This is a genomic window from Coriobacteriia bacterium (assembly GCA_014859305.1).
Lineage (GTDB): Bacteria > Actinomycetota > Coriobacteriia > Anaerosomatales > Kmv31 > Kmv31.
Genome location: JACUUM010000016.1, coordinates 1 through 22,863 on the forward strand (window position 1 = coordinate 1; position 22,863 = coordinate 22,863).

Consider the following 22,863-nt stretch of genomic DNA (forward strand, 5'->3'; position numbering starts at 1 on the left):
TCACCGACTTCGGCGCCGTGTTTGCGCCCGGCGGCGTGCTGGTACTGCACCTGCTCGACCACGACCGCCTGCTCTCGCAGCGGCTGCGCACGCTGCCCCCGGTCTTCCGCGAGACGCCGGAGGGCGACAGGCTGTTCGTGAAGGTGCTCTCCTACCCCGAGGATGCCTCGTCGATCGTCTTCGACTTCCTCACCCTCACCCGCTCGCCCGAGGCCGCCGGGGAGGCCCCTCGTCCCGAGGACGTGCGCGACTTCGGCGAACCGGGTCGCGACGCCGGCGGCTGGGAGGTGGCCTCCCGGCGCTCGGTGCACACCGCGCTGCCGGTCTCGCTGCTCGCTCCCGAGCTCGCCTCCGCGCGCTTCATCGACGTGCGCGCCTACGGCGACCACTCCGGCAAGGCGTTCGACCCGGAGGAGGACGAGAGCGTTATCCTCACCGCGACGTTCCTGCAGGACGAGAGGCCGTAGTCAGCGCCTCTCCCAGCAGGCAGCGCACGCCCCGCTCGGTGTCGCAGCGCAGGTTCGGCGGGACGAGGCCCTCCGGCGCGCAGGGCGCCTCGCCGGAGGCGAGCACCGCGTAGAGGTGGCACAGCGGCAGGCCCGCGACGTTCTGGAAGCACTCGTCCGCCTCGACCGACGCCAGGTGGCTCTCGATGTTGTACGCGCCGGCGCAGCCGAGCAGCTCGCCCTTCGCCACCCACGCCTCGACATCGTCCTCGGCCAGCTCCCTCATCCGCACCGGCGTGGTGACGGCGAACGCGCGGGGAGCGGCGTCCTCGGGGCACAGGAAGGCCACGCCCGTGTGCACGAGGTGCTCTCGTCCGGACAGCTCGGCCAGCATGGCGCGCGCCTCGTCCAGGTCCTCCGGCTTGCCGAGCAGCCGCCCGTCGAGGTCGACGATCGTGTCGAACGCCGCGATCGGGCCCTCCACGCCCCCGTCGCGGGCGGCGCGCGCCTTGTCGGCGGCGAGGCGGGCGGCGAGGGCGGGCGGGTCGCCGGCCAGCTCTCCGGCGAGCTCCTCGGGGGTGTCGAACGCCACCGCCCGGAACGGGCTCCCGAGCCACGCCGCGAGCCGCCTGCGACGCGGCGAGGCGCTCGCGAGCGTGTAGGCCGGCCCCACACGGGAGCCCTTGTCCGGACGCGCGGTCATCGCGCGGATGATACACCGGCGGAGCCGCCCTGCTCACGTATAATCTGGAGGACCGGCTCAGGGGAGGTCAGCTTGGCTGAGCGTCGCAGACAGGCGCGCAAGGTCCCTTCGTCCGTCGAGCGCTTCCTCAAGCAGCTCGTGGTGACGTACAAGGCCGTCGCCCTCTACCCGCCGCAGAGCAGCATCCCGCGAGAGAGCGCGGCCCGGGCCGTGGCGTTGCTGCGCCACGTGCTGCAGAGCAGACCCGACGTGCGCTTCGAGGTCGGCAAGGAAGGGCTGCTCCATCAGGGCCGCGTCGTGTTCCCGGGCCAATCCGCCTACCAGGCGTTCGCGCGCGAGCTCTACCATCGCAATCTCGCCGAGATGCGCTTCCACGCCGGCGCCGACGTCTCCGACATCCTCGGCGCGCTGTCACTCGCGCAGGTGCCTCCCGACGAGATCGCCGAAGCGGGGGGTTTCGAGGCCGGCCTGTGGGAGCGCCAGGTCGACGCGGTGACCGTCACCGAGGTGTCGGCTCGGGTCTACGACGCGGGGGCCGGGCCGGCCGAGGGGGCGGTATCCGGCGAGGAGTGGCCTCCGGGTCCGGCCGAGATCGAGCAGCTGCTCCTCGGCGCGTGGGCGAGGAAGGGGCGTGACCACGTCCTGCTCGAGCGGGTGCTCTCCGACCCGCGGGCGATCGGCCTCTACCTCGCCGAGGCCGGAGGAGGAGGCATGCGCCCGTCGGCCGCCGTCGCGGGCCGCCTCGACAGCCTTGCCCACGCCGTGGAGGAATCGGCCCCTGAGAAGAGGGCCGCGATGTTCCGCGCTATCGCCGAAGCGGTCCTGGGGCTGGAGCCCGACCTGCGGCGCGAGGTGCTGCGCGGCAGGATGCTCCCCGAGGCCCGCAACGACGAGCCGGTGGCACAGGTGCTTCGCCAGATGAGCGTCGACCAGGTCGCGGCGATACTCGTGGAGGGCTTCGCGTCCCGGGAGGAGACCCGGGAGGGCCTCGCGCGTGCCATCCGGAACCTCGTGCGGATCGGCCCCGCCGGCCTGGACGAGGTCGTCAACGCCGTCGGCGCGGCCATGCGGGGGCAGGGCGTTCCCGAGGACCGCTTGTCCGGTGCCCTCGAAGCGATCACGCCGAGCAGGCTGGAGGTCAGGGAGCGCGCCTCACGTGGAGGAGAGCGGCCCATCGAGAGCATCGTGCGCCTCGTCGATCTCACTCCCGCGGGGCACCTGCTCGAGCACGAGGACGACCCCGGCCTGAAGGCGCTGCGCGCCGAGGTGGCGCGCGGCTTCACCGACGGGGACGTGCTCATGGCGCTCGTCGGGCTCGTAGCGCTCGACGCGCCGCTGGATGCGTTCGGGTCAGTGATGTCGATGGTGGAGGACGGCACGGCGACGCTGTTGGAGCGCGGCGAGTTCGAGGTCGCGGCGGACGTCGCCGAAGCGCTGACCCGCGTGCAGGCGCAGGGATCGCTGGACGACGCCCAGCACGGACGCGTCGCCCGCACCGTCGGGGCGATGGCCACGGTCGAGCAGATGGCGATGCTCAACCACGCGTTCCGGGTCTTCCCCGAGGGCTCTGTCGAGCACGACGCGTGCGAGCGGCTCCTGGCCGTGCTGGGGGGCCACGTCCTGGAGCCGATGCTGGAGGTGCTCGCCGGCGAGCAGGACATGGCCGCGCGCAAGTCCGCGGTCGACCTGATGTCCACCATCGCCGGCGGCTTCGTGGAGGAGCTCGGCGCGCACGTGGGCGACGAGCGCTGGTACTTCGTGCGCAACGTGGTGAGCATCCTGGGCAGGACGCGCCGTCCGGAGGTCGTCCCCTATCTCGAGCGCACGCTGCGCCATCGCGACGCCCGAGTCCGCCGCGAGACGATCCGCGCCGCCGCCGGAGTGAGGGACCGCATGGCGGACGAGATGCTGATCGCGGCGCTGGCCGACGAGGACGCACAGAACGTGAGCATCGCCGCGCGCTACCTCGGCCTGGGGATGGTGCGCGGTTCGGTCGGCGCGCTCCTGCAGGTCGCCAGGGGCGAGGGCTACGGCAACCGGGACCTCGGGGCGCGCGTCGAGGCGATCGAGGCGCTGGGACGCATCGCCGACCCCTCCGTCCTGCCGGCGCTCGAGGCGATGACCGGCAGGCGCGCGCTGCTGCGAGGCCGCGGGCGCGAACTGCGCACCGCGGCCCTGGCGGCGGTCACCGCGATCCGCGGTGAGAAGGCGGAGGGGGGCGCGTGATGGGCGGCCGCGACGAGCGCGAGCACCCTCTTGACGAGGGCGGAGCCGGTGCGGGACCGGGCGAGGCGTCCTCCTCCGTCTCGGACGGCGACCCCTCCGCGCCGCTGAACGTGCCGCCCCCTCCGACCTCCCGGGTGTTCTCGGCCCGCCAGGTCGGCAGGGTCCGGGAGCTGCTGACCCGCCTCTACGCGCTGCGCCGGGCGGCGCGCTTCTACCCGGTGGGGCATCCCGCCGTCGACGACGCGGTCTCGACGCTGCTCGACGCGATCTCGTCCTACCATGCCGAGGGCGTGGACGTGCCGCTCGTCTTCTACGAGGGCGAGGTGCTCCTCGGCGAGCAGTTCCTCCCGGAGGAGAGCCTGCTCTTCGACCAGCTCGTCCGCGATGTCGGCTCGATGGGGGCGGGGAGCATCACCTTCAAGCGAGGGCTGACCCGGGAGGAGCTCGAGCGCGCCGTGCCGGTGTTGGCTGCCGAGCCGGCGGCCGTCGAGGCGGCCGGGGGAGCGATCGCACTGGCGGAGGACGCCGGGCTGGACCGCATCGAGTTCGGGGCGGTACGCGTGACCAAGAGCCCGCCCCCTTCGGCAGGGGACGCCGAAGCGGCCCGTGCCGCCTACGCGGCGGCGATCGAGCTGATGCGGGAGCTCGAGCGCGTCATCAGGACGAACCAGGTGACCGGTGCCGGGCAGGTGAGGGGCGTCGTCCGCAGCCTCGTGGACAACGTGCTCGCCAACCGGCAAGCGATGCTCGAGCTGACGGGACTGAAGAGCTACGACGAGTACACGTTCTACCACTCCGTGAACGTGTCGATCCTCTCGCTCGCGCTGGGCTCCGTGGTGACCCGGGACCACCGGTTCCTGTCCTCCCTGGGCGTCGGCGCGCTCCTGCACGACATCGGGAAGATGACGATCGACCTGGACATCCTCAACAAGCCGGGATCCCTCACCCCCGAGGAGTGGGCGAGCGTGAGGATGCACCCGGTGTACGGCGCGGAGACCGCCGCGCGCATGCCGGGGCTGGACAAGGCCGCGGTCGTCACGATCCTCGAGCACCACATGCGGCACGACCTCACCGGCTACCCCCGTCCCGCCTCGGAGCGGCGGCAGCACGTCGCGAGCCGGATCGTGGCGGTGTGCGACGCCTATGACGCGATGACGTCGCGCCGCTCGTACAGCGCGGCGCGCCTCCAGGACGAGGCGATGTCGCTGCTGGCCAAGAACTCCGGAGCCGCCTTCGACCCCGCCCTGGTGAGGCTGTTCATCGGCGTCCTCGGGGTCTACCCGCCGCGCAGCGTCGTGCGATTCGAGAGCGGCGAGGTGGGCGTGGTGGTCGGCCCCAGCGTCTCCGACCCCTTGAGACCTCGGGTGAGGGTCATCGCGGGGATGGACGGCGGCATCGTGGAGCCGTTCGACGTGGACCTGTCGCGGGACGACTCGGGCCGCGCGATCCAGCGGTGCCTGGATCCCGAGGGGCTGAACGTGGACGTGGGCGAGTACCTCTAGTGGGGGCGCGACGCCGCCGACCGAAGGGATCACCGTGAGCCGTACGGCCAGGACCGCATGGATACTCGCCGGCGCCCTCGCGGCGCTGCTCGCCCTCGCCGCCTCGCTGGCGGGCTTCTACACCGATCTGCTGTGGTTCCGCGACGTGGGCCACGCGGGCGTCTTCCTCAGGACGCTGGCGTGGCGCTGGGGGACCGGCGCGGCGTTCACGGCGGTGGCGTTCGCCGTGCTGTACGTCAATGCGCGCGTCGCGCGGTCGATGACGCCCAGGGCGCGGATCAAGCTGGTCGGGGGCGTTCCTCCCCAGGTCGAAGAGGCTCTGCAGCGGCTGCGCGATGCGGTCGAGCCGAGGATCGGGTGGGTGCTGCTGGCCGTGACCGCGCTCGCCTCGGTGATGCTCGGCGCGGGTTTGAGCGGGTACTGGGAGCGCTTCGCGCTGGCGCTTCACGCCGTGCCGTTCGGGCGGATCGATCCGCAGTTCGGGCTCGACGCCGGGTTCTTCGTCTTCACGATGCCCGCGCTGCGCACCGCTCTCGACTGGCTGTTCGGTGCGCTCGCCGTCGCGCTGCTGCTCTCCGCCGCCGTGCACTTCGTCGGCGGCGCGATCCGTCCGTGGGAGCGCCTCGCCGGCTTCGCGCCGCACGTCAAGGGTCACCTCTCCGTCCTGCTGGGGCTCATGGCGCTCGTGAGAGCCTCCGACTACCTGCTGCGCATCTACGAGCTGGACCTCTCCCCCCGGGGGCAGGTGACCGGAGCCTCCTACACCGACGTCCACGCTCAGATCCCCGCGTACGGCATCCTCATCGGCATCGCGCTGGTGACCACCGCGCTGCTGATCGTGAACATCCGCTTCAAGGGCTGGCGGCTGCCCGTCGCGGCGCTGGGGCTGTGGGTGGGCGCTTCGATCCTCGCGGGGACGGTCTACCCGATGCTCGTGCAGCAGCTGCGCGTGGAGCCGAACGAGGTGGTCGTGGAGGCCCCCTACATCGAACGCAACCTCGAGGCTACGCGGCTGGCGTTCGGGTTGGACGGCATCGAGTCGCGCCAGTTCCCCGCCTCCGAGGACCTGACCGCCGCCGGCGTCCGCCGCAACCGCGACACGATAGAGGCGGTCCGCCTCTGGGACCCCGCGATCGTGGTTCGGTCCTACAGGCAGCTCCAGGCGCTCCGGCCCTACTACGAGTTCACCGACGTGGACGTCGACCGCTACGTCATCGACGGCGAGCGGCGCCAGGTCCTGGTCTCGGCCCGTGAGATGGACGTCGCCCAGCTGCCCGATCAGGCGAGGAACTGGGTGAACGAGCACGTGTTCTACACGCACGGGTTCGGGCTCGTGATGAGCCCGGTGAACGAGGCGACGACTCGCGGCCAGCCGCGCTTCGTCGTCGGCGACATCCCGCCCGAGGCCCCTCCGGAACTGACCGTGGCACGCAACGGCATCTACTTCGGCGAGCGGGACGCCTCCTACGCGATCGTGAACTCGGCCAAGCCGGAGTTCGACTACCCCGTCGGCGAGGAGAACGCGACCACCATCTACGAGGGCGAGACCGGCGTGCCCGTCGGCGGTCTGCTGCGCCGCGTGGCGTTCGCGCTGCGCTTCGGGTCCAAGGACCTGCTGTTCAGCCCGCTGATCACCCGGGAGAGCAAGGTGCTGTACGAGCGTTCGGTCGCCGGTCGCCTCGGCAAGCTCGCGCCCTGGCTGACGCTCGAGGACGACCCGTACCCCGTTCTGGCCGAGGACGGCATCAAGTGGGTGGTCGACGGCTACACGACCTCGGCTCACTACCCGTACTCCGAGCGCTTCGGCGGGCTCAACTACATCCGCAACTCGGTGAAGGCCGTCGTTGACGCATACGACGGCAGCGTCACGCTGTACGCCTTCGACCCCGAGGACCCGGTGCTCGCCGCCTGGGGCACGATCCTTCCGGGATTGCTCACCGTGCGCGAGGAGATGCCGGAGAGCATCGCCGGGCATCTGCGCTACCCGGAGGGGCTGTTCCGCCTGCAGGCGGAGGTCTACAAGACCTACCACATCCGAGACCCGCAGAGCTTCTACAACAAGGAGGACGCCTGGGGGATCCCGGGGGAGGGCGGCGCGGACGAGATGCGCCCCTTCTACGTGCTGATGCGCCTGCCTGGGGAGGAGCGCGAGGACTTCCTGATGATGCTGCCCTTCACCCCGCGCAACCGGACGAACATGATCGGATGGATGGCCGCCAAGTCCGACCCGGACACGTACGGAGAACGCGTCGTGTTCCGCTTCCCCAAACAGAGGGTCACCCTCGGGCCTCAGCAGGTGAGCGCGCGCGTGAATCAGGACGAGGTGATCTCACCGCAGCTCAGCCTGTGGAGCCAGCGCGGCAGTCAGGTGCTCTTCGGCAACATGCTGGTCATCCCCATCGAGGACTCGATCGTCTACATCCAGCCGCTCTACCTGCAGGCCGAGCAGACGGCGATCCCCGAGTTCACCAGGGTCATCGTGGTCTACGCGGACAAGATCGTGATGGAGTCGGACCTGGAGGCGGCGCTGTTGGCGGTCTTCGGCGAGGAGCCTCCCGAAGACGGGGCGCCCGGCCGGCCGGAGGGCCCGCCGGGCGAGGCGCCCGAGGCACCCCGCGTGTCGGAGGCGGTCGAGCTGTACCGGCGCGCGATCGAGGCGCAGCGGCGCGGGGACTGGGCCGAGTACGGGCGCCTCCTCGAGCGTCTCGGGGGCGTGCTGGAGGAGCTCGGGCAGGGCTCCGGCGAGTCCACGGCGGCACCGTAGGGGCTCCGTCCGCTCCGGCCGCCCGATGGTCCCGCCCGGTTGGCGGGACGGAGAAGGTGGTAAGAAGCGCCTGGTATGTGGTAACATACGACTTTGTGCATCACTGAGCGCCTCGTGTGCGTTCGGCCGCCAGGAGACCGGGGGCGGCCGAGGACCGGCGCAGCGGGGCGACGACTCCCGGTCAGGACGCAGCCGCCGACACACGCTCTCCGAGCCGCTTGCGGCAGGGGTGGGAAGCCGGTGACGCGGCCCCCCGAGATCACGGTCACGCCGAACCGCATACTCGCTCTTCGGCACGACGGCTCCCGCCGTCGCCGGTGATGCGAGGCAGCCACGGTTCCATCCGCACCCGTTCCATCTCCTGCTCTCCGCTGTCTTGTGCCGCGCGCGTCGGTCGCCGTCGGTCCTGTAACCGGACGTGGAGGTGTGCGTGCGCACCGTTTCGGACCTGTTCGACGTCGCGAGGCCCGGTCGCCTGCAACGGGCGTTCGCGGCCACCCCGGCCGTCCTCCTGGCCGCCGCTTTGGCGGTGGGCGTGCTGCCCGCTCAGGGGCGGGCGGCTCCGCCGGCGAGACGCACGTTCGCCTCGCTGGCCCTCTCGACGGCGTTCTCCGTACCCGACCTGGCACCGGGCACCTCGGCGGAGGCTCAGCCGCTCCCCAAGCGGCTCGTCGCCCCCAGGGCGCTCCCGCCCAGGGCCGCAGCGCCTGGTGTGGGCTCCCGTCTCGCTTCGCGCGGCCGCGCCGGCGGTTGGTCCACCGCGACGGTCTCCTGGTACGGCCCGGGCTTCTACGGGAAGACGATGGCCGGCGGCGGTACCCTGCGGCGGGACAGCATGGTGGTCGCGCACCGCTCGCTGCCGTTCGGTACCCGCGTCATGTTCGAGTACCGTGGCCGGACCGCCGTCGCGGTCGTCCGGGACCGCGGTCCCTACGCCGGGGGCAGGACGTTCGACCTGGGCCCGGGGACGGCCCGGGCGCTCGGATTCAGCGGCGTGGGGCGGGTCCGCTACCGCGTCCTGGGCCGCTGAGGGACACCCCGTTGCCGCTCCTGACCGGCCCGTTCCCGTTACCTGCGGGTTGGGGTAGGGTATGCGTGTAAGGGACCGGGCGCCGTGCCGGGCGCAGGTGCGATCCGCGGAGCCCGAGACGCGCGGCCGACGGGGAGAGGTGGCGATGGAGCGCGGGAACGACGTCGTCGAGCGGTGGAGCGAGCTCGTCGACTCCGTGGTCTCGCTCTTCGAGACGGCCGTCGCATGGTTCCAGCAGCAAGTCGAGGCGACCGTGCGCGACAAGGTGGCCAAGCCGCTCGTCGTCGCCGTGGTCGTCGCGCTCTCCGGCGGTGCCGCGCTCGCGTCCTTCACGTTCACATCGGTGGCACTCGTGCTCGTCGGCCTGTCGTGGGCGCTGGGCTACGTCGTGGGGCCGGCCTACGGCGCGCTCATCGTCGGCCTGGTCTTCGTGCTCGGGTCGGTCGGCGTGGTCTACGCCGTGGTGAGGACGGTGAGGTCGCGGTGAAGCCGGATCTCTCGGCGGTGACGCTCGACGACGTCCGCAGGCGCGGGCGGCTGGTGGGCGAGCGTGCGGGGGACCTCGCGAGAGCCGTCGCGGAGACCCCTGCCGCCAGGCGTGCCGGCGTTGCCGCCGGCGTGCTCGCCGCAGCGGTCAGTACCGGCTACCTGCTCGGTTCTCGCCGCCGAAGGTCGTGAGCGGGTGCCCGAGGACGTCCCCCGGCCGCTGACCGTCCTGGAAGTGACGGTGACCGGGCAGCGCGCCGAGGCGCTCGTCGAGGTCCGTCCCGACGCCGCGCGCACCGGCGCGTTCCCCTCCTTCACGGCCAACCTGCTGCTGGCGCTGCCGGGCCTGGCCTCGCACGAGTGTCACAACGGGAGGGGGCGGACCTTCATCGAGGAGCTGCGCGACACCGAGACCGCTCATGCGTTCGAGCACGTCGCGCTGCAACTGATGCGGCTCGCCGGCTCCCCGGCGACCGGCGAGACGACCTGGGACTTCCAGCGAGACGGGCGAGGCCGGTACCGCGTGGCGCTCCGATTCGAGGACGACCTGCTGTGCTTCGGCGCGTTGCGCCTTGCGGAGCAGGTGATCGCCGCGGCCGCCGGCGAGGGCGAGATGCACGTGCTCGTCGACGAGGTGGCACGGTTGCGCGGTCTCGCCGGCCAGGGGTAGGCCGCCCGTCCGGGGCCGACGGCGGAACGCTCCCCTGCCGCCGCTCTCCCATGTCCGTCGTCATTGACCCGCGCCGCCGCAGGGTGCTACCCTCGCGGGCAACCAGCCTCGAAGGCTGGGCATACAGCCAGCATGGACGTGAGGGAAGAGGGCGCCATCAGCCCGGCCACCCCTCCCAGGTCCCCCGCCAGGGTCGAGCCGGAGAGGCGCGGCCGGAAGCGGGACGGCGCCGGACCGTTACCGCACCGGCCATGAGGCTCCCCCGAGGGCCGGTTCCAGCGCTGGGCCGGTCTCGCCCGGGAGCGAAGATAGGTGGTACCGCGACGGCCCCTCGCCCTATCAGGCAGGGGTCGTTCTGTTTCTCGCGATTGCCGCCTGGCGCGGCGGCGGATGCGGAGGCCGAGATGGGCACCTCGAGGGTCGTCTTCGACCGATGGGAAGGGCGGTACGCGTCGCGCATGGGCGACATCCGCTCCTCGGCCGTGAGGGACCTCTTCGCCGCCGCCTCGCGCCCGGACGTCATCTCCTTCTCGGGTGGCATGCCCGAGGTCCGCAAGGTACCCGGCGACGCGGTCGCGGGTGCCGTGGCCGCCGCGATGCGCGAGGACGGGGCCCAGGCGCTGCAGTACGGCTCCTCGGAAGGGCGGCCGGCGCTCCGGCGGCTGATCTCGCAGCTGATGGGCGAGACCGGCGTGCGCGTCTCGCCCGAGGACGTCGTCGTGACCGCGGGCGCCCAGCAGGGCCTCGACCTGCTGGCCAAGACGTTCCTGGACCCCGGTGACGTCGTGCTGACCGAGGGGCCCACCTACGTCGGCGCGCTGCAGGCGTTCTCGGCGTGCCAGCCCGAGGTGCGGTGCGTGCCGATGGACGACGAGGGCATGCGGATGGACCTCCTCGCCGAGGAGCTCGATCGTCTCGGGCCGCGCGGCGCCAAGTTCGTCTACACCATCCCGAACTTCCAGAACCCGGCCGGCGTCACGATGTCGGCGCCGCGCCGCCGCCGGCTCCTGGAGCTCGCGCGCGAGTACGACGTCGTGGTCGTGGAGGACGACCCCTACGGGCGGTTGCGCTTCGAGGGCGGGCACCTGCTGCCGCTGCGCGCCCTGGACGAGGACGTGGTCTACCTCGGCACGTTCAGCAAGATCTTCGCGCCGGGGCTGCGGCTGGGCTGGATGGCGGCACCCCGTCCGATACTCGCCAAGGTGCTGCTCACCAAGCAGGCCGCCGACCTGTGCGGGTCGGCCTTCGCGCAGACCGCGGCGGAGCGCTACTTCCTCGGCTCGAGGTGGCGCAGGACGCTGCGCGACCTCACGGACACGTACCGCGCGCGGCGCGACGCGATGCTGGCGGCGCTGGCGGAGCACTTCCCTCCCGAGGCCCGATGGACCCACCCCGAAGGCGGCTTCTTCGTGTGGGCGACCCTGCCCGAGTTCCTGGACACCACGTCGCTTCTGGCCGAGGCGGTCGAGCACGGCGTGACCTTCGTCCCGGGAGACGGCTTCTTCCCGGACGGCCGAGGACGCAACAGCATGCGTCTGGCCTTCTGCTACGCTGAGCCGGACCGCATCGAGGAGGGCATCCGGCGCTTGGCCGAGGTGCTGGAGGACCGCTTGGAGCTGTACCGGGCGTTCATGTCGGCCGGGGCGCTGACCCCCGCGACGGGGTAGCGCGGCGGCCACCGGCGCGAGGCGAGGGGGCGGACGTGAAGGAGAAGATAGCGGTCCTCATGGGCGGGCGCTCGCTGGAGCGCGAGGTGTCGCTGGCCAGCGGCAGGCGCGTCGTGGCCGCGCTCACGGAGATGGGCCACAAGACGCTCGCGCTGGACGTGACGGCGGACCTGGTCGACACGCTGCGCTCGGAGCGCCCGGACGTCGTCTACATCGCCCTGCACGGCAAGTACGGCGAGGACGGGACGATCCAGGAGATCCTCGAGTTCCTCGACATCCCGTACACGGGGCCGGGCGTGACGGCCTCGGCGCTCGCCTGGGACAAGACGCTCTCCAAGCGCCTCTTCGCCCAGAACGGCATCCCGACGCCCCCCTGGGTGGCCTTCACGACCGCCGCGTTCAAGGAGATGGGAGCGGCCACGGCGCTGGATCTCGTGCCCGAGGCGGTCGGGGGTCTTCCGGTGGTGGTCAAGCCGGCGGAGCAGGGCTCGGCCCTCGGTCTGACCAGGGTCGCTGCGCCCGAGGACCTTCCCCAGGCGCTGCTGTCCGCGTTGTCCTACGGCGACAAGGCGCTGGTGGAGAAGTGGGTCGAAGGCGCGGAGCTCGCCGTGTCGGTCGTCGGCGGGACAGAGGATCGCCGCGTGCTGCCGCCGGTGGAGATAGAGGCGCACTCCGGCCTCTTCGACTTCACGGCGATGTACACGCCCGGCGAGACCGACTACTTCGTGCCGGCACGGCTGCCGGAGCCCGTGCTCGCCACCGTCGAGGAGCTGGCGCTGTCGGTGCAGCGCCTGCTCGGCTGCCGCGACGTGTGCCGCGTGGACATGGTGGTCGACCGCGAGGGGCGGCCCTGGGTGCTGGAGTGCAACACCTCTCCGGGCATGACGGAGACGTCGCTGCTCCCCATGGCCGCCGAGGCCGCCGGCATCGGTTTCGGGGAGCTCGTGGAGCTCATGGTCCGGGCCGCGGCCGATAGGATAAAGTAGGGTACAAACCGCTGTACCAGCCGGTACTGGATCAAGGATCGTCCGACCGCGATGCGGAGGTGTTCGCGTATGTACGACGACTACGGCAGGCGCGGAGGGAGCGTCTTCGGCGCCTTCCTCCTCGGCGGACTCGTCGGGGCCGTTCTCGGGCTGCTCTTCTCGCCGCGCTCCGGCAAGGAGAACCGGGAGCTCGTCGCGGCCAGGGCGCAGGAGTACTGGGACCAGGGCCGGGAGATGTACGACACCGGACGCGAGCGGGCCGGCGACATCTACGAGAGCGGGCGCGAGACCGCGGCGGTCAAGACCGAGGAGCTCAAGACCCGAATCGACGAGGCACGCGACCGCCTGAAGGAGCAGGTCGCCACGGCCAGCCGGTCGGCGAAGTCGGCGGTGTCGCGCGCCGGCTCCAAGACCGAGGAGGCCGTCGAGGCGGGCGCGGAGAGCGCGCAAGAGAAGCTGGACATCGTCCAGGAGAAGGCCGAGGAGGGCGGCAAGCCCTCGTAAGCGCGCCGAGGAGAAGGTAGCATCGGGGGGCCGGGCGCAGCCGCGCTCGGCCCCTTCGTGTGGAGGCGGCGGATGCCCCGGTTGTCGGAGATGGAAGGCGCGCCCGTGCGTGACGTGCGCGGCCGGAGGGCCGGGCGGGTCGCGCACGTGCTGTTCCACGCCTACGAGCCGCGTCCCGTGGGGATCGAGCTCGAGCGTCCGCGGCTGCTGTACGTGGTGCCCCGGCCGCCGGCGTACGTGCCTGTGACCGCGCTGGCGGTGGAGGGCGGCGAGTTTCGGCTCACCCGCGCGGTCCCGTCGCGCGCCGCCGGCGAGCGCGAGATCGGCCACACCTGGGACGACAGCGTCATCTGGCGCGGGATGCCGGCACGGTCGTCCTCGGGCGGCCGCCTCGGCGTGGTCCGCGACGCGCGGCTGTCCGTCAAGACTGCGAGACTCGTCGAGGTCGAGCTCACCGAAGGGACCGTGGCCGACGCGGCCGTGGGGCGGCGGACCGTCGCGGCGGAGAACGTGGAGGGCTTCGACGGCTCCGCCGTGGTCGTCACGCAGACGGCGACGGAGGAGGGTGTCCCCGGCGGCCTCGCCGCCAGGGCGGGGACCGGCGCCGCGTACGCCAAGGTCGGCGCGGAGCAGCTCGCGTCCAAGGCGGCGGTCTCCGCGGCGGCGGCGGCGCGGCTGGTGCGCCGCTCCGAGGCCGGGCGCAGAGCCGGGCGGTTCCTCGGCGCGCTGAAGAAGTCGGTGCTTGACGCGATGCGCGACGACGAAGAAGAGTAGTAGGCACGGACCGGGACGCGGAAGACCGGAGGACCCTTGGCACGCCGCTTCTCTCCACTGACGCCGGAGCGCGTCGGCGAGCTGCCCTCGAACTGCCCGGGGTGCGTGTTCTGGGAGTCCCCGGAACGTCTGGAGCCACGGTGCGGGGTGCGCTGCGACGCCGAGCTGCTCTCCGGCTGGATGGACTACGTGGGGGCGCAGTGGGGGGAGTGCGGGCGCATCGCGACCGAGGACGGGCACGTGCTCGGCTTCGTGAAGTACGCTCCGGCGGTGTTCTTCCCGCAGGCGCGCAACTTCGCGGTGGGACCGCCCTCCGAGGGGGCGATCCTCATCGCCTGCCTGCACATCTCGAGGGAGGCCCGGCAGCGGGGGCTGGGCAAGGTGCTGCTGCAGGCCGCGTTGCGCGACCTCGTGTCGCGCAACGAGCGCACCGTCGAGGCCTACGCCGCCGCCGCACGGCCGGAGGACTTCGCGGCGTCGCCGGTCGTCGGACAGGAGTTCCTGGAACGCCAGGGCTTCTCCGTGCTGCGGCCGCATCCGGTCAACCCCCTGATGCGGCTGGACCTGCGCTCGCTGGCGGCCTGGACCGAGAACCTCGAGGCGGTGCTCGAATCGCTGCGCATCCCCGTCCGGCCCGCGCGCCGGGTGCCGACCCCGTACATCGAGGGCCGCCGGTGACGGCGGACGGCGCACCGGGAGGCTCCCTGGAGCGCGTGCGGGCCGTCCTGCGGGAGCACGGGCTGGAGGAGGGGCTGGTCACGTTCCCCACCTCCACGGCCACCGCGGCTCTGGCCGCCGAGGCGGTGGGATGCGAGCTGGGGCAGATCGTCAAGTCGCTCGTCTTCGAAGTGGACGGCCGGCCGGTGCTGGCGCTGGTGGCCGGGGACCGGCGCGGCGACGCCGAGGCGATCGCGCGCGAAAGCGGCGGGTCGGGGGCCACGATGGCCGACGCGGGGATGGTGCGCGAAGCGACGGGGTACGCGATCGGGGGCGTGTCGCCCTTCGGCCTCCCGGCCGGCCTGCCGGTCCTCGTGGACGCCTCGCTGCTGCGCTTCGAGGTGGTCTACCCGGCCGCCGGAACGCCCTCCTCGGCCGCGCGCGTGCCGCTGCCGAAGCTGCTGGCCCTCGTCGGCGGCCGCCTCGCGCCGATCTCGTCCTCACCGGTATGAGCCGGTACGAGGTCCAGCGCCCACGCAGGGCGCGCGTCGCGCTGCCGGAGGCGGCCGCGGCGGCGCTGGTGGCCCTCGCCGCGCTCGCACTTGTCTGGCAGGCCTTCATGCGCGTCGGCGTCACCGTGGACGGGGCGCGCAGGACGGTCACGGTCGGGATGGCCGTCGCCGATCTCCTCGCCTCCGGGCTCTCCGAGGCGCGGCCCGGTGACCTCGTCGCGCTCGACGGCACGGTCCTGCTGCCCGGCGGCGGCGGCCGGCCGCTCGCGGAGGTCGACGGCGCGCCCGCCCCGCCCGGGCACAGGCTCAGGGGCGGCGAACGCGTGCGTCTCATCGACGGGGCCGACGTCACGGAGCGCGTCATCAGCGCGGAGCGGCCCATCCCGATACCGGTGAGCGTGACCGGTACCGGACCGCTCGTGCGTCTCGCGTCCACGGGGGCGGTCGGTGTCGAGGCGGTCCGGCTCGGCGAGCTGTCCGGCCAGGTCGTCGCCTCGGAGACCCTACAGCCCGCCGTGCCGATGACCGTGGTGCGCGTCACACCTCCGCCCACGGGAGGGAAGCTCGTCGCGCTCACCTTCGACGACGGCCCGTGGCCGGAGAGCACGGAGCGGATCCTCGACATCCTCGCCAAGGAGAAGGTGCCTGCCACGTTCTTCGTCGTGGGGAAGCGGGTCGCCAAGCAGCCGGGGCTCGTGCGCAGGATGGTGCGTGAGGGGCACCTCGTGGCCAACCACACGGAGGACCACCGCGTGCTCACGCTCGCCGACCGCAACACGGTGAGACGGCAGATACGGCAGGGGGCGAACAGCATCAAGGCCGTCACGGGGAAGTGGCCTCGGTGGTTCCGGCCTCCGGGTGGGTACCTCGACCCCGTCGTGCTCGACGAGGCGCGCAAGGCGAACGAGCGCCTCGTGCTGTGGTCGGTCGACCCGCAGGACTGGCGCCGTCCTCGATGGAAGAAGCTGGCGGCGCAGGTGATCGAGGAGACGGAGCCGGGCGGCGTCGTCCTCCTGCACGACGGCGGGGGAGACCGCACGGCCACCGTCAAGGCACTGCTGCGCATCGTCCCGCGGCTGAAGCGCAAGGGCTACCGGTTCGTGACGCTCGACGGGCTCGAAGCGGCCGAGCGGCGCGCGGCGGCGGGAGAGGGGTAGGCGCGCCGGCTACCGCACGATCGCGCTGGGAGTGATCACGGCGTCGAGCGGGACGTCGTGGGCCTCGTGGGGGACCGTGTCGAAGAGCTGCACCTCGTAGGCCAGGCCGACCTTGAAAGCATCCGGGACCGTGGGCAGGAAGCGGTCGTAGTAGCCGGCGCCGAAGCCCAGGCGGTAGCCGTCGCGGCCGAACGCGATGCCGGGCACGAGCACCACGTCGATCCCGGAGGGCTCCGCGCACGCGCACGTGCCGGCGGGCTCTCTGATACCCAATGCGCCCACCTGCAGCTCCTCGGCCGAGGAGACCCAGTGCAGCGCGAGACACCCCTCGCCGGCGATGCGCGGGTAGGCGATGCGGACCCCGCGCTCGCGCAGAGCGTCGACAGCCGGCCGGGGATCGGCCTCCTCCTCGCTGGCGCCGTAGGCCAGGACGGCGCCGGCCGCGGCGACCTCGGGAAGCCCGAGCAGCCTCTCGGCGATGGCGAGGGCCTGCTCCCCGCGCCGCCGGGCGGGCAGCATCGCGCGCAGCGCGCGGGCGTGCGCGCGCAGTTCCGCTTTTCTCATGGACACGGAGTCACCCATGGCCTCAAGTTCCCCTCTGCGACACCTGCATAAGGAGAGAGAGCGGGGACGAGCTCTTCGATCAGCCGCTGATCGTTCCGCGGGTTCGATAGGTTGCCCTGGACTCGCCAGCCCTCCACTCGCCGGGTTCGTCGTCTCTTAGCTCGCCTACGTCCACAGCACGCTGCGGCGGCAATTCCGGTGACGGCGGCTCCTCTCCGGGCTTGGCAATCCGATTGATGTCAGCCGCGACACGGTGGAGAACATCGTCAATGGCAGAAACGCGGTCCTCCTGGCGCACGGCCATTGACTCGTAGCGGCCGTCGCTCTCTGCCCAAGCGACCACGCCTGCACCTTCGAGGTAGGTCCGCACGAGAGCTTGGCTCTCCTTCAGCATCCTCTCCAAGTCTTCGCTTCAGCCTTGCTGCCCAAATGAAGTAGCAGCGGGGGAACTCGCTCTCTCGCCAGACGTCCCAGTGGTCGATCGTGGTGAACTGCTGCCTCCTGAAGAGCTTGAGATCCGTTGCCGCAAACTTCAGCTCCTTGCGTCGATTGCTCCAGTCGTTCAACGGGCCTCGAGATGGGTTTCCTGTGACCTTCGTCTCGAGGCATACCAGCGGATCGACCTGCCGGACTGGCCACGCGACATCTATCTGATGCAGCTGCGAGAAACCTTGAACCCTGGCGCGAGGCGCCAGGCGATGGCTCGTCCAGTTCTCGAGTAGCAATGCGATTGCCGTGGCGAACCACTGCCCCTTGCCCTTGTTGACAGCCTCGAGACGCTTCCGGTCGGTGTGCTCCGGGTTGCCCATGCCGCGCGGAGGAACCCCGGCGACGATGTACCTGTCAAGCGACCACATCAAGTCAAGCCAGTCGGGTAGTATCGAATTGAACGACTTCAGACTCTCGTTCTGAATCCGCGCCTGGAGGACATCCCATCTATCGCCCGGGTGTCCTACCAGTCGCTCGATTCTGCGCGATTCACTTACTGCCCCCACTCGTTCCCCGCTCACTTCTTCAGCCGTCGTCGTCTGAGGTGGGTGACCGCACTCTGGATCAGTTCACACTGCTCGACCCCTGATCCCAGAGTATCCCTTAAGAGCACCTCATCCACTCGCTTCACCACGGGGGCCCACCTGCCGTCTCGCAGTGACGTATCGAGCCTGTCCCTCTCCTTGCGCAGGGTGAGCCAGGCGGCCGCCAGGTGCTCGGGGGTCGGGACGGGCAGCCGAGCTGCTTCCCTGGGCTCCATCTTCAGAACCCCACCCCCGTAGTAGCGCCCGTTGATCTCGGCGCCAAGCATAGACACAGAGTTCAGCATCAGCAGGGGCAAGGCCTCTTTCGCAATCGCCCGGTTCCCGGAGCCGTTCAGCCTCACCCCGTGCATGGAGTTCAAGTACGTGACCCCGGCTGAGTTCTTGATCAGGCGAGGATAGTGGTGGCTCATGTAGGTGAAGAAGAGGTCGGGTGCGGGAACGGCCGACGGCTTCCACCACCGAGTCCTTACGCGGCACTTGTAGGCCTTGTCCACCTGCGCTAGTGCCCCAAGCCGAATGTACTTCTGCAGGCCGCCTGAGTGGCTGTCGGACCCGGGCTGAAGCATCCACACGCGTGCGTCCGATTCCCGGAGCAGATTCCAGTCACGCCTTGTGAAACGCAGTCCCTTCAGGTGGCGCGTTCCTGGCGGCGATATCCGCAGAAGATCCGACTCATCCACACCGAACCGGAGCCGCGTGCTTTCCGAGAGCGTGAAGAATGCGTTGGCCCCCGTGACCGTACCCAGCTCCGGCCTACCGTAGTGGGAGAGCGACACGAAGTGAGAAGCGACTGCCTCCCGATAGCAGCGCCGCTGTTCCGAGGACAAGAGCAAGTCCAGCCACTTGCCCGCCTCAGGAGACCGAGGGACGGACATACGTTCCAAGTTGAAGCGCCCCAGTTCGTCGGCATCGCGGACGTAGGCGAGCCGGAAATCGGTGCATGTGCCCCGGCCGCGTGCGAGCAACAGTACGACACGCTCAACGGCATCGGAGAAGTGAAAGCCTTCCAGGCAGACGATCGTGACTTCCTGAAACCTGGTCTTCAGCCACTGTCGCACTGGTTGGGCGTAGTTGACGGATATGAGTTCACTGGGAAGCACCATGGCGAGTCGCCCGGCATCCGACAGCAGCGAGGCGGAATGGACGAGAACGGGCGCCCATGACGAGGAGAGTCCGGACAGTCTGACACCCTGCCGCAAGCACTGCTCGAGGCCTTTGCTTCGCGCGCTGCCGTTGAAGAGTTGATATCGCACGAACGGGGGATTGCCGACCACGGCGTCTATCGCATCGACGCCCAGGTCGGCAGGCGATGAGACATCGAAGATGTCGAGATGGAGCAGCCGGGCCTGAGTCCCCTCCGCCCGAAGCATCCTAGCCGCATCCTCGAGCGACTGGCTCTCGATATCCACACCATGAAGTTGCTCGTCGTGTGGGGCGCCGCCGCCGAGGAGGCGGAGTCGTCGGGAAGCGGATCTGAGAAAGGCACCGTCGCCACATGTAGGGTCCAGGATTCTGGCGCCGACCCGCCCGGCTAGTGCCCAGCGCGTAAGGAAGTCGGCGATGTAGTCAGGAGTGAAGAAGGCGCCACGAGCGTGTCGATCGGCTCGTTCGCATCGCCCTGTGCCTGCCCGCTGCTCAAGCAAGAGATCCCCCTTCGGCTGCTTCAATCGTAGCGCGCCGTCTGACATTCGTACATACGTTCGTCTCTCGGCCGCTACCCCACTCCCAGTGCCGTCATGCCGAGCAGGACCGCCGTCAACGAGACGACCACGACGATCGTCGCCCAGGACAGCACGTTGTAGACCGGGCCGTTCACGTGCCGCCCCATGATCCTGCGGTCGTTCACGATGCGGATCATGAAGAAGAGCAGGAACGGCAGGAGGATGCCGTTGACCACCTGGGACAGGATCAGGACCGTGATGAGGTGAAGCCCGGGGATGAGGATGAACGCGGCGCCGAAGAGGATCAGCAGCGTGTACAGCCAGTTGAAGACCGGGGCCTCCGACCACGCGCGGTCCAGCCCGGCCTCCAGCCCGAAGGCCTCGCACACGGCGTAGGCGGCCGTGAGCGGGAGCACCGCGGCGGAGAGCACCGCGGCGGAGAGGAACCCCAAGGAGAACAGGAGGGTCGCGTACTGCCCCGCGAGCGGCGTGAGGGCTCGGGCGGCCTGCCCGGCGTCGGTGACCGTGATGCCGGCGGGGTGCAGGACGGTGGCCGTCGTGACGATGATGAAGGCTGCGACGATGTTGGCCGAGATCGCGCCCACGATCACGTCGAGCCGCGCGATGCGCCATTCCTTGATGGAGATGCCCTTGTCGACGATGTTGCTCTGCAGCAGGAACTGCATCCAGGGGGCGATCGTCGTGCCCGTCATCCCGATGGCGATCGTGACGAACTCCGTGGACGGGACGACCCTCGGCACGGTGAGGCCGCGGAGCACCTGCCCCCAATCGGGACCGGCGAGGAACGCCGCGACCACGTACGCCACGAACACGGTCGACATCGCCAGGAGCACCTTCTCGACGCTGCGGTAGGAGCCTCGGACGACGAGCAGCCACACCACGGCCGCGGCCACCGGAACCGCCACGTACTTGCTGACGCCGAAGAGCTGCATGGCGGCCGCGATGCCGGCGAACTCCGCGACGGAGGTGGCCGCCGTGGAGGACAGCAGGCACGCCATGGCGAAGAACGACGGCCTCATGCCGAACTTCTCCCGGATGAGGCCGGCGAACCCCTTGCCGGTCACCGCGCCCATGCGGCCCGCCATCTCCTGGACGAACACGAAGGACGGCGTCATGGCCAGCAGCGCCCACAGCAGCATGTAGCCGTATCGGGCCCCGGCCACGGAGTACGTCGAGATGCCGCCCGGGTCGTTGCCCGCCGACGCGGCGACGATCCCCGGCCCGAGCACGCCGAGGAAGAGGAGGAGCCGGCCGCGCTGACGGGGGGTACGCGCCATCGCCCGACGCGCCTAGAACCGCACCAGCTGGCGCAGCACCGTGACCAGCAGCAGGTAGACGGCCAGTCCCGCTGCGGCGATGCCCGTCGAGACCAGCGTCGAGGGCGCGCGCCAGCCCCCGCCGCCGGGCTTGAGCGCGAGGTAGGGCACCGCTCCGGCGACGGCCGCCACGAACAGCACCGTGAGGCCGACGGCCGCCGCGAGCGTCACCGCCGCCTCGAGCGGTTCTCCGAGCAGCTCGAGCAAGCCGAAGACGACCAGCGCGCTCACGGCTCCCAGGCCGATGCCGACCACGGCGTCCACGAGCATCTGGCGCGCGAAGCGCGGACGCTCCTCGGGGGCGCCCGCCTCGATGAGCACGGCGAGTGAGTGCGACGAGATGTCCTCGGCGAGGCGCAGCACGAGCGGGATGAAGAGCACGGAGGCCACGAACGCCGAGATCGTGGCCGAGAACGCCCACAGCACCAGGGCGGCGCCCACCCCGAGGACGGCCCACACGATGAGCCAGCCGCTCTTGCGGCCGAGCCAGCTCCACGCGCCCACGCCGACCTGGCGGGGCGAGCCGGTGGCCAGCGCGAGGTCCTCGGCGGACTCCGCCTCGAGCACGTCCAGCGCGTCGTCCACCGTGACGATGCCCAGGATGCGGCCGCTCTCGTCCACCACGGGGATCGCGAGCAGGTCGTACTTGGACATGGTCTCGGCCACGTCCTCCTGGTCGTCGTCGGGCTCCACGGTGATGAGGTCGCGCTCCAGGATGTCGGCCACCCGCGTCTCGGGGGAGCTGACCAGCAGGTCGCGCAGGGACACGACGCCGATCAGCCGCCGGTCGCCCTCCACGACGTAGACGTAGTAGATGCTCTCGTTCTCCGCGGCGGCGCCGCGCAGGTGCTCGATGACCTGCTGGACTGTCATGTCCTCGGTCACGGTGGTCACCTCGGGCGTCATGATGCCGCCCGCCGTGTTCTCTCGGTAGCCCAGCAGCTTGCGGATCTGGCGGGCCTCGCGCATGCCCATCAGGCGCAGGAGCGTCTCGGCCTTGTCGTAGGGCAGGTCGCCGATGATGTCCGCGGCGTCGTCGGGGTCCATCATCTCGAGGATGTCGGAGGCGCGCTGGTCGGTGAGGTCGGCGAAGACCTGCGCCTGGTACTCCTCCTCCAGCTCGGCGACGGCGAGTGCCGCCTGGGCGTTGTCGAGGTGCTCGAACACGCGGCCGCGCTGGCTCGGCGAGAGCGTCTCGAGGATGTCGGCGACGTCCGCGGGGTGCAGCTCGTGCAGGCGCTTGTGCGTGACCGAGAGCTGCACGTGGCTCAAGTCCCGGTCGAGCAGGTCCATGTAGTTCCAGGCGATCAAGGACTCGGGCAGCCTGCGGCCCACGAGCCGTGCGGCCGCGCCGGCCGCATGCTCCAGCACCGGGGAGATGCCGCGGAGGATCCCACGGATCCCGACCTCGGCTCCGAGCAGCCGCAGCGCCTTGGCCGACTCGGAGAGCTTCAGGTCGTTCACGCGCACGACCTTCATGCCCTGCGTGTCGACGATCTGCTTGTTCAGCAGGTCGCGGGCGAGCAGGACCTCGTCGGGCTGAAGGTAGGAGAAGCGCAGCTGCGAGCGGGGCGCGTCCAGGAGCACGCGTTCCTCGTCGAACTCGGCCACGTACTTCCGCCACGAGAGCATGAACGGCGTCCTGTCCGGGCCGACGAAGGCCAGCGACGTGACGCGCGGGAAGATCTCGCCGGTGGCGATGGCGACGTCGTTGATCGCACCGATCGTCTCGCCCGCGGCGTCGACGACCGGCCGGCCGAGCATCCGCGTCAGATAGATCATGCGCGCTCCCTCCCTTCCGAACTCGGGGTCCGGCGAAGTCGCGTATCGGGCCCCGGCCCGTCCGCGGGGGAGGGAGCCGGGACCTAGTGACTCACGAGCCTCACTCAGGTCCTCTTCTTCCGACGACAGGACGACACCACGCAAAAGGCCCCTCTCCGAGGACGGACGAGGGGCCGGCGGGCGCGCGCTCGTGCACGCGCAGGGGACAGGGCCGCGCGGCGGCCGAGTCCCGCCCCGTCCCTCGTTGGAGGTTTTGGCACTGCCCGACGTAGTGCCCGCAGGCCTTGCGGCGAGCGGACCAGCCACCTTAGCCGTCGCCTTAAGCCGGCGAAAGCTGTTCTACCCATTGGCGTCTCTCGACATTTCCGGGCAGTGGCCTGTGTTCGGACAGGAGCCGCACC

General features: G+C 70.9%; 21 protein-coding genes. 15 read left to right on the plus strand and 6 right to left on the minus strand.

Annotated elements, in window-relative coordinates; genetic code table 11:
• Positions 1-467: hypothetical protein (locus tag IBX62_04110; protein MBE0476268.1), on the plus strand; the 467-nt coding region annotated here is incomplete at its 5' end.
• Here the strand turns inward: IBX62_04110 and IBX62_04115 are convergent.
• On the minus strand, positions 433-1,149 hold the full coding sequence (locus tag IBX62_04115) for a Maf family protein (protein MBE0476269.1): 717 nt from the start codon (positions 1,147-1,149) through the stop codon (positions 433-435). The two genes, IBX62_04110 and IBX62_04115, sit on opposite strands and share 35 nt — an antisense overlap.
• 72 nt (positions 1,150-1,221) lie before the next feature.
• Here IBX62_04115 and IBX62_04120 point away from each other — a divergent pair, with 72 nt between their 5' ends.
• From IBX62_04120 to IBX62_04185, 14 genes are all read left to right on the plus strand, one after another.
• Positions 1,222-3,375 carry a HEAT repeat domain-containing protein gene (locus IBX62_04120; GenBank protein MBE0476270.1) on the plus strand — a complete coding sequence of 718 codons (2,154 nt, stop codon included), beginning with the start codon at positions 1,222-1,224 and terminating at the stop codon, positions 3,373-3,375.
• Positions 3,375-4,877 carry an HD domain-containing protein gene (locus tag IBX62_04125; GenBank protein MBE0476271.1) on the plus strand — a complete coding sequence of 501 codons (1,503 nt, stop codon included), beginning with the start codon at positions 3,375-3,377 and terminating at the stop codon, positions 4,875-4,877. The genes IBX62_04120 and IBX62_04125 overlap by 1 nt, the downstream gene beginning before the upstream one ends.
• Before the next feature lie 34 nt (positions 4,878-4,911).
• Positions 4,912-7,641 (plus strand): UPF0182 family protein, encoded by a 2,730-nt coding sequence (locus IBX62_04130; protein MBE0476272.1) that lies wholly within the window; start codon positions 4,912-4,914, stop codon positions 7,639-7,641.
• A gap of 430 nt (positions 7,642-8,071) precedes the next feature.
• Complete coding sequence (locus IBX62_04135) at positions 8,072-8,671, plus strand: hypothetical protein (protein ID MBE0476273.1); 600 nt, start codon at positions 8,072-8,074, stop codon at positions 8,669-8,671.
• A gap of 145 nt (positions 8,672-8,816) precedes the next feature.
• Complete coding sequence (locus IBX62_04140; GenBank protein MBE0476274.1) at positions 8,817-9,158, plus strand: hypothetical protein; 342 nt, start codon at positions 8,817-8,819, stop codon at positions 9,156-9,158.
• A complete protein-coding gene (locus IBX62_04145) occupies positions 9,155-9,349 on the plus strand; it encodes a hypothetical protein (GenBank protein MBE0476275.1) in 195 nt (64 codons plus the stop codon). Before IBX62_04140 ends, IBX62_04145 begins: the two co-directional genes overlap by 4 nt.
• Before the next feature lie 4 nt (positions 9,350-9,353).
• A complete protein-coding gene (locus IBX62_04150) occupies positions 9,354-9,827 on the plus strand; it encodes a hypothetical protein (GenBank protein ID MBE0476276.1) in 474 nt (157 codons plus the stop codon).
• A gap of 404 nt (positions 9,828-10,231) precedes the next feature.
• The gene (locus tag IBX62_04155; protein MBE0476277.1) at positions 10,232-11,494 is read left to right on the plus strand and encodes a PLP-dependent aminotransferase family protein; all 1,263 of its coding nucleotides are present in this window, start codon (positions 10,232-10,234) and stop codon (positions 11,492-11,494) included.
• Positions 11,495-11,529: 35 nt separating this feature from the next.
• Entirely contained in the window at positions 11,530-12,480 is a 951-nt protein-coding gene (locus IBX62_04160; GenBank protein MBE0476278.1) for a D-alanine--D-alanine ligase, read from the plus strand.
• 69 nt (positions 12,481-12,549) lie between these two features.
• Positions 12,550-12,984, plus strand: a complete 435-nt coding sequence (locus IBX62_04165) for a YtxH domain-containing protein (GenBank protein MBE0476279.1) — start codon at positions 12,550-12,552, stop codon at positions 12,982-12,984.
• A gap of 72 nt (positions 12,985-13,056) precedes the next feature.
• Positions 13,057-13,758 carry a hypothetical protein gene (locus tag IBX62_04170; GenBank protein ID MBE0476280.1) on the plus strand — a complete coding sequence of 234 codons (702 nt, stop codon included), beginning with the start codon at positions 13,057-13,059 and terminating at the stop codon, positions 13,756-13,758.
• A gap of 36 nt (positions 13,759-13,794) precedes the next feature.
• A complete protein-coding gene (locus tag IBX62_04175; protein ID MBE0476281.1) occupies positions 13,795-14,436 on the plus strand; it encodes a GNAT family N-acetyltransferase in 642 nt (213 codons plus the stop codon).
• Positions 14,437-14,462: 26 nt separating this feature from the next.
• Complete coding sequence (locus IBX62_04180) at positions 14,463-14,927, plus strand: YbaK/EbsC family protein (GenBank protein ID MBE0476282.1); 465 nt, start codon at positions 14,463-14,465, stop codon at positions 14,925-14,927.
• Positions 14,924-16,084, plus strand: coding sequence for a polysaccharide deacetylase family protein (locus tag IBX62_04185; GenBank protein ID MBE0476283.1), 1,161 nt, complete (start codon positions 14,924-14,926; stop codon positions 16,082-16,084). Before IBX62_04180 ends, IBX62_04185 begins: the two co-directional genes overlap by 4 nt.
• 9 nt (positions 16,085-16,093) lie before the next feature.
• Here IBX62_04185 and IBX62_04190 read toward each other — a convergent pair whose 3' ends face one another.
• The 5 genes from IBX62_04190 to mgtE form a co-directional block, all read right to left on the minus strand.
• Positions 16,094-16,648 carry a 5-formyltetrahydrofolate cyclo-ligase gene (locus tag IBX62_04190; GenBank protein ID MBE0476284.1) on the minus strand — a complete coding sequence of 185 codons (555 nt, stop codon included), beginning with the start codon at positions 16,646-16,648 and terminating at the stop codon, positions 16,094-16,096.
• Positions 16,649-16,727: 79 nt separating this feature from the next.
• A complete protein-coding gene (locus IBX62_04195; protein MBE0476285.1) occupies positions 16,728-17,051 on the minus strand; it encodes a hypothetical protein in 324 nt (107 codons plus the stop codon).
• A 603-nt stretch (positions 17,052-17,654) separates the two neighbouring features.
• The gene (locus IBX62_04200) at positions 17,655-19,325 is read right to left on the minus strand and encodes an SAM-dependent DNA methyltransferase (protein MBE0476286.1); all 1,671 of its coding nucleotides are present in this window, start codon (positions 19,323-19,325) and stop codon (positions 17,655-17,657) included.
• A 71-nt stretch (positions 19,326-19,396) separates the two neighbouring features.
• Complete coding sequence (locus tag IBX62_04205) at positions 19,397-20,641, minus strand: Nramp family divalent metal transporter (GenBank protein ID MBE0476287.1); 1,245 nt, start codon at positions 20,639-20,641, stop codon at positions 19,397-19,399.
• Positions 20,642-20,653: 12 nt separating this feature from the next.
• Entirely contained in the window at positions 20,654-22,462 is a 1,809-nt protein-coding gene (mgtE, locus tag IBX62_04210; protein ID MBE0476288.1) for a magnesium transporter, read from the minus strand.
• Positions 22,463-22,863: the final 401 nt, after the last annotated feature.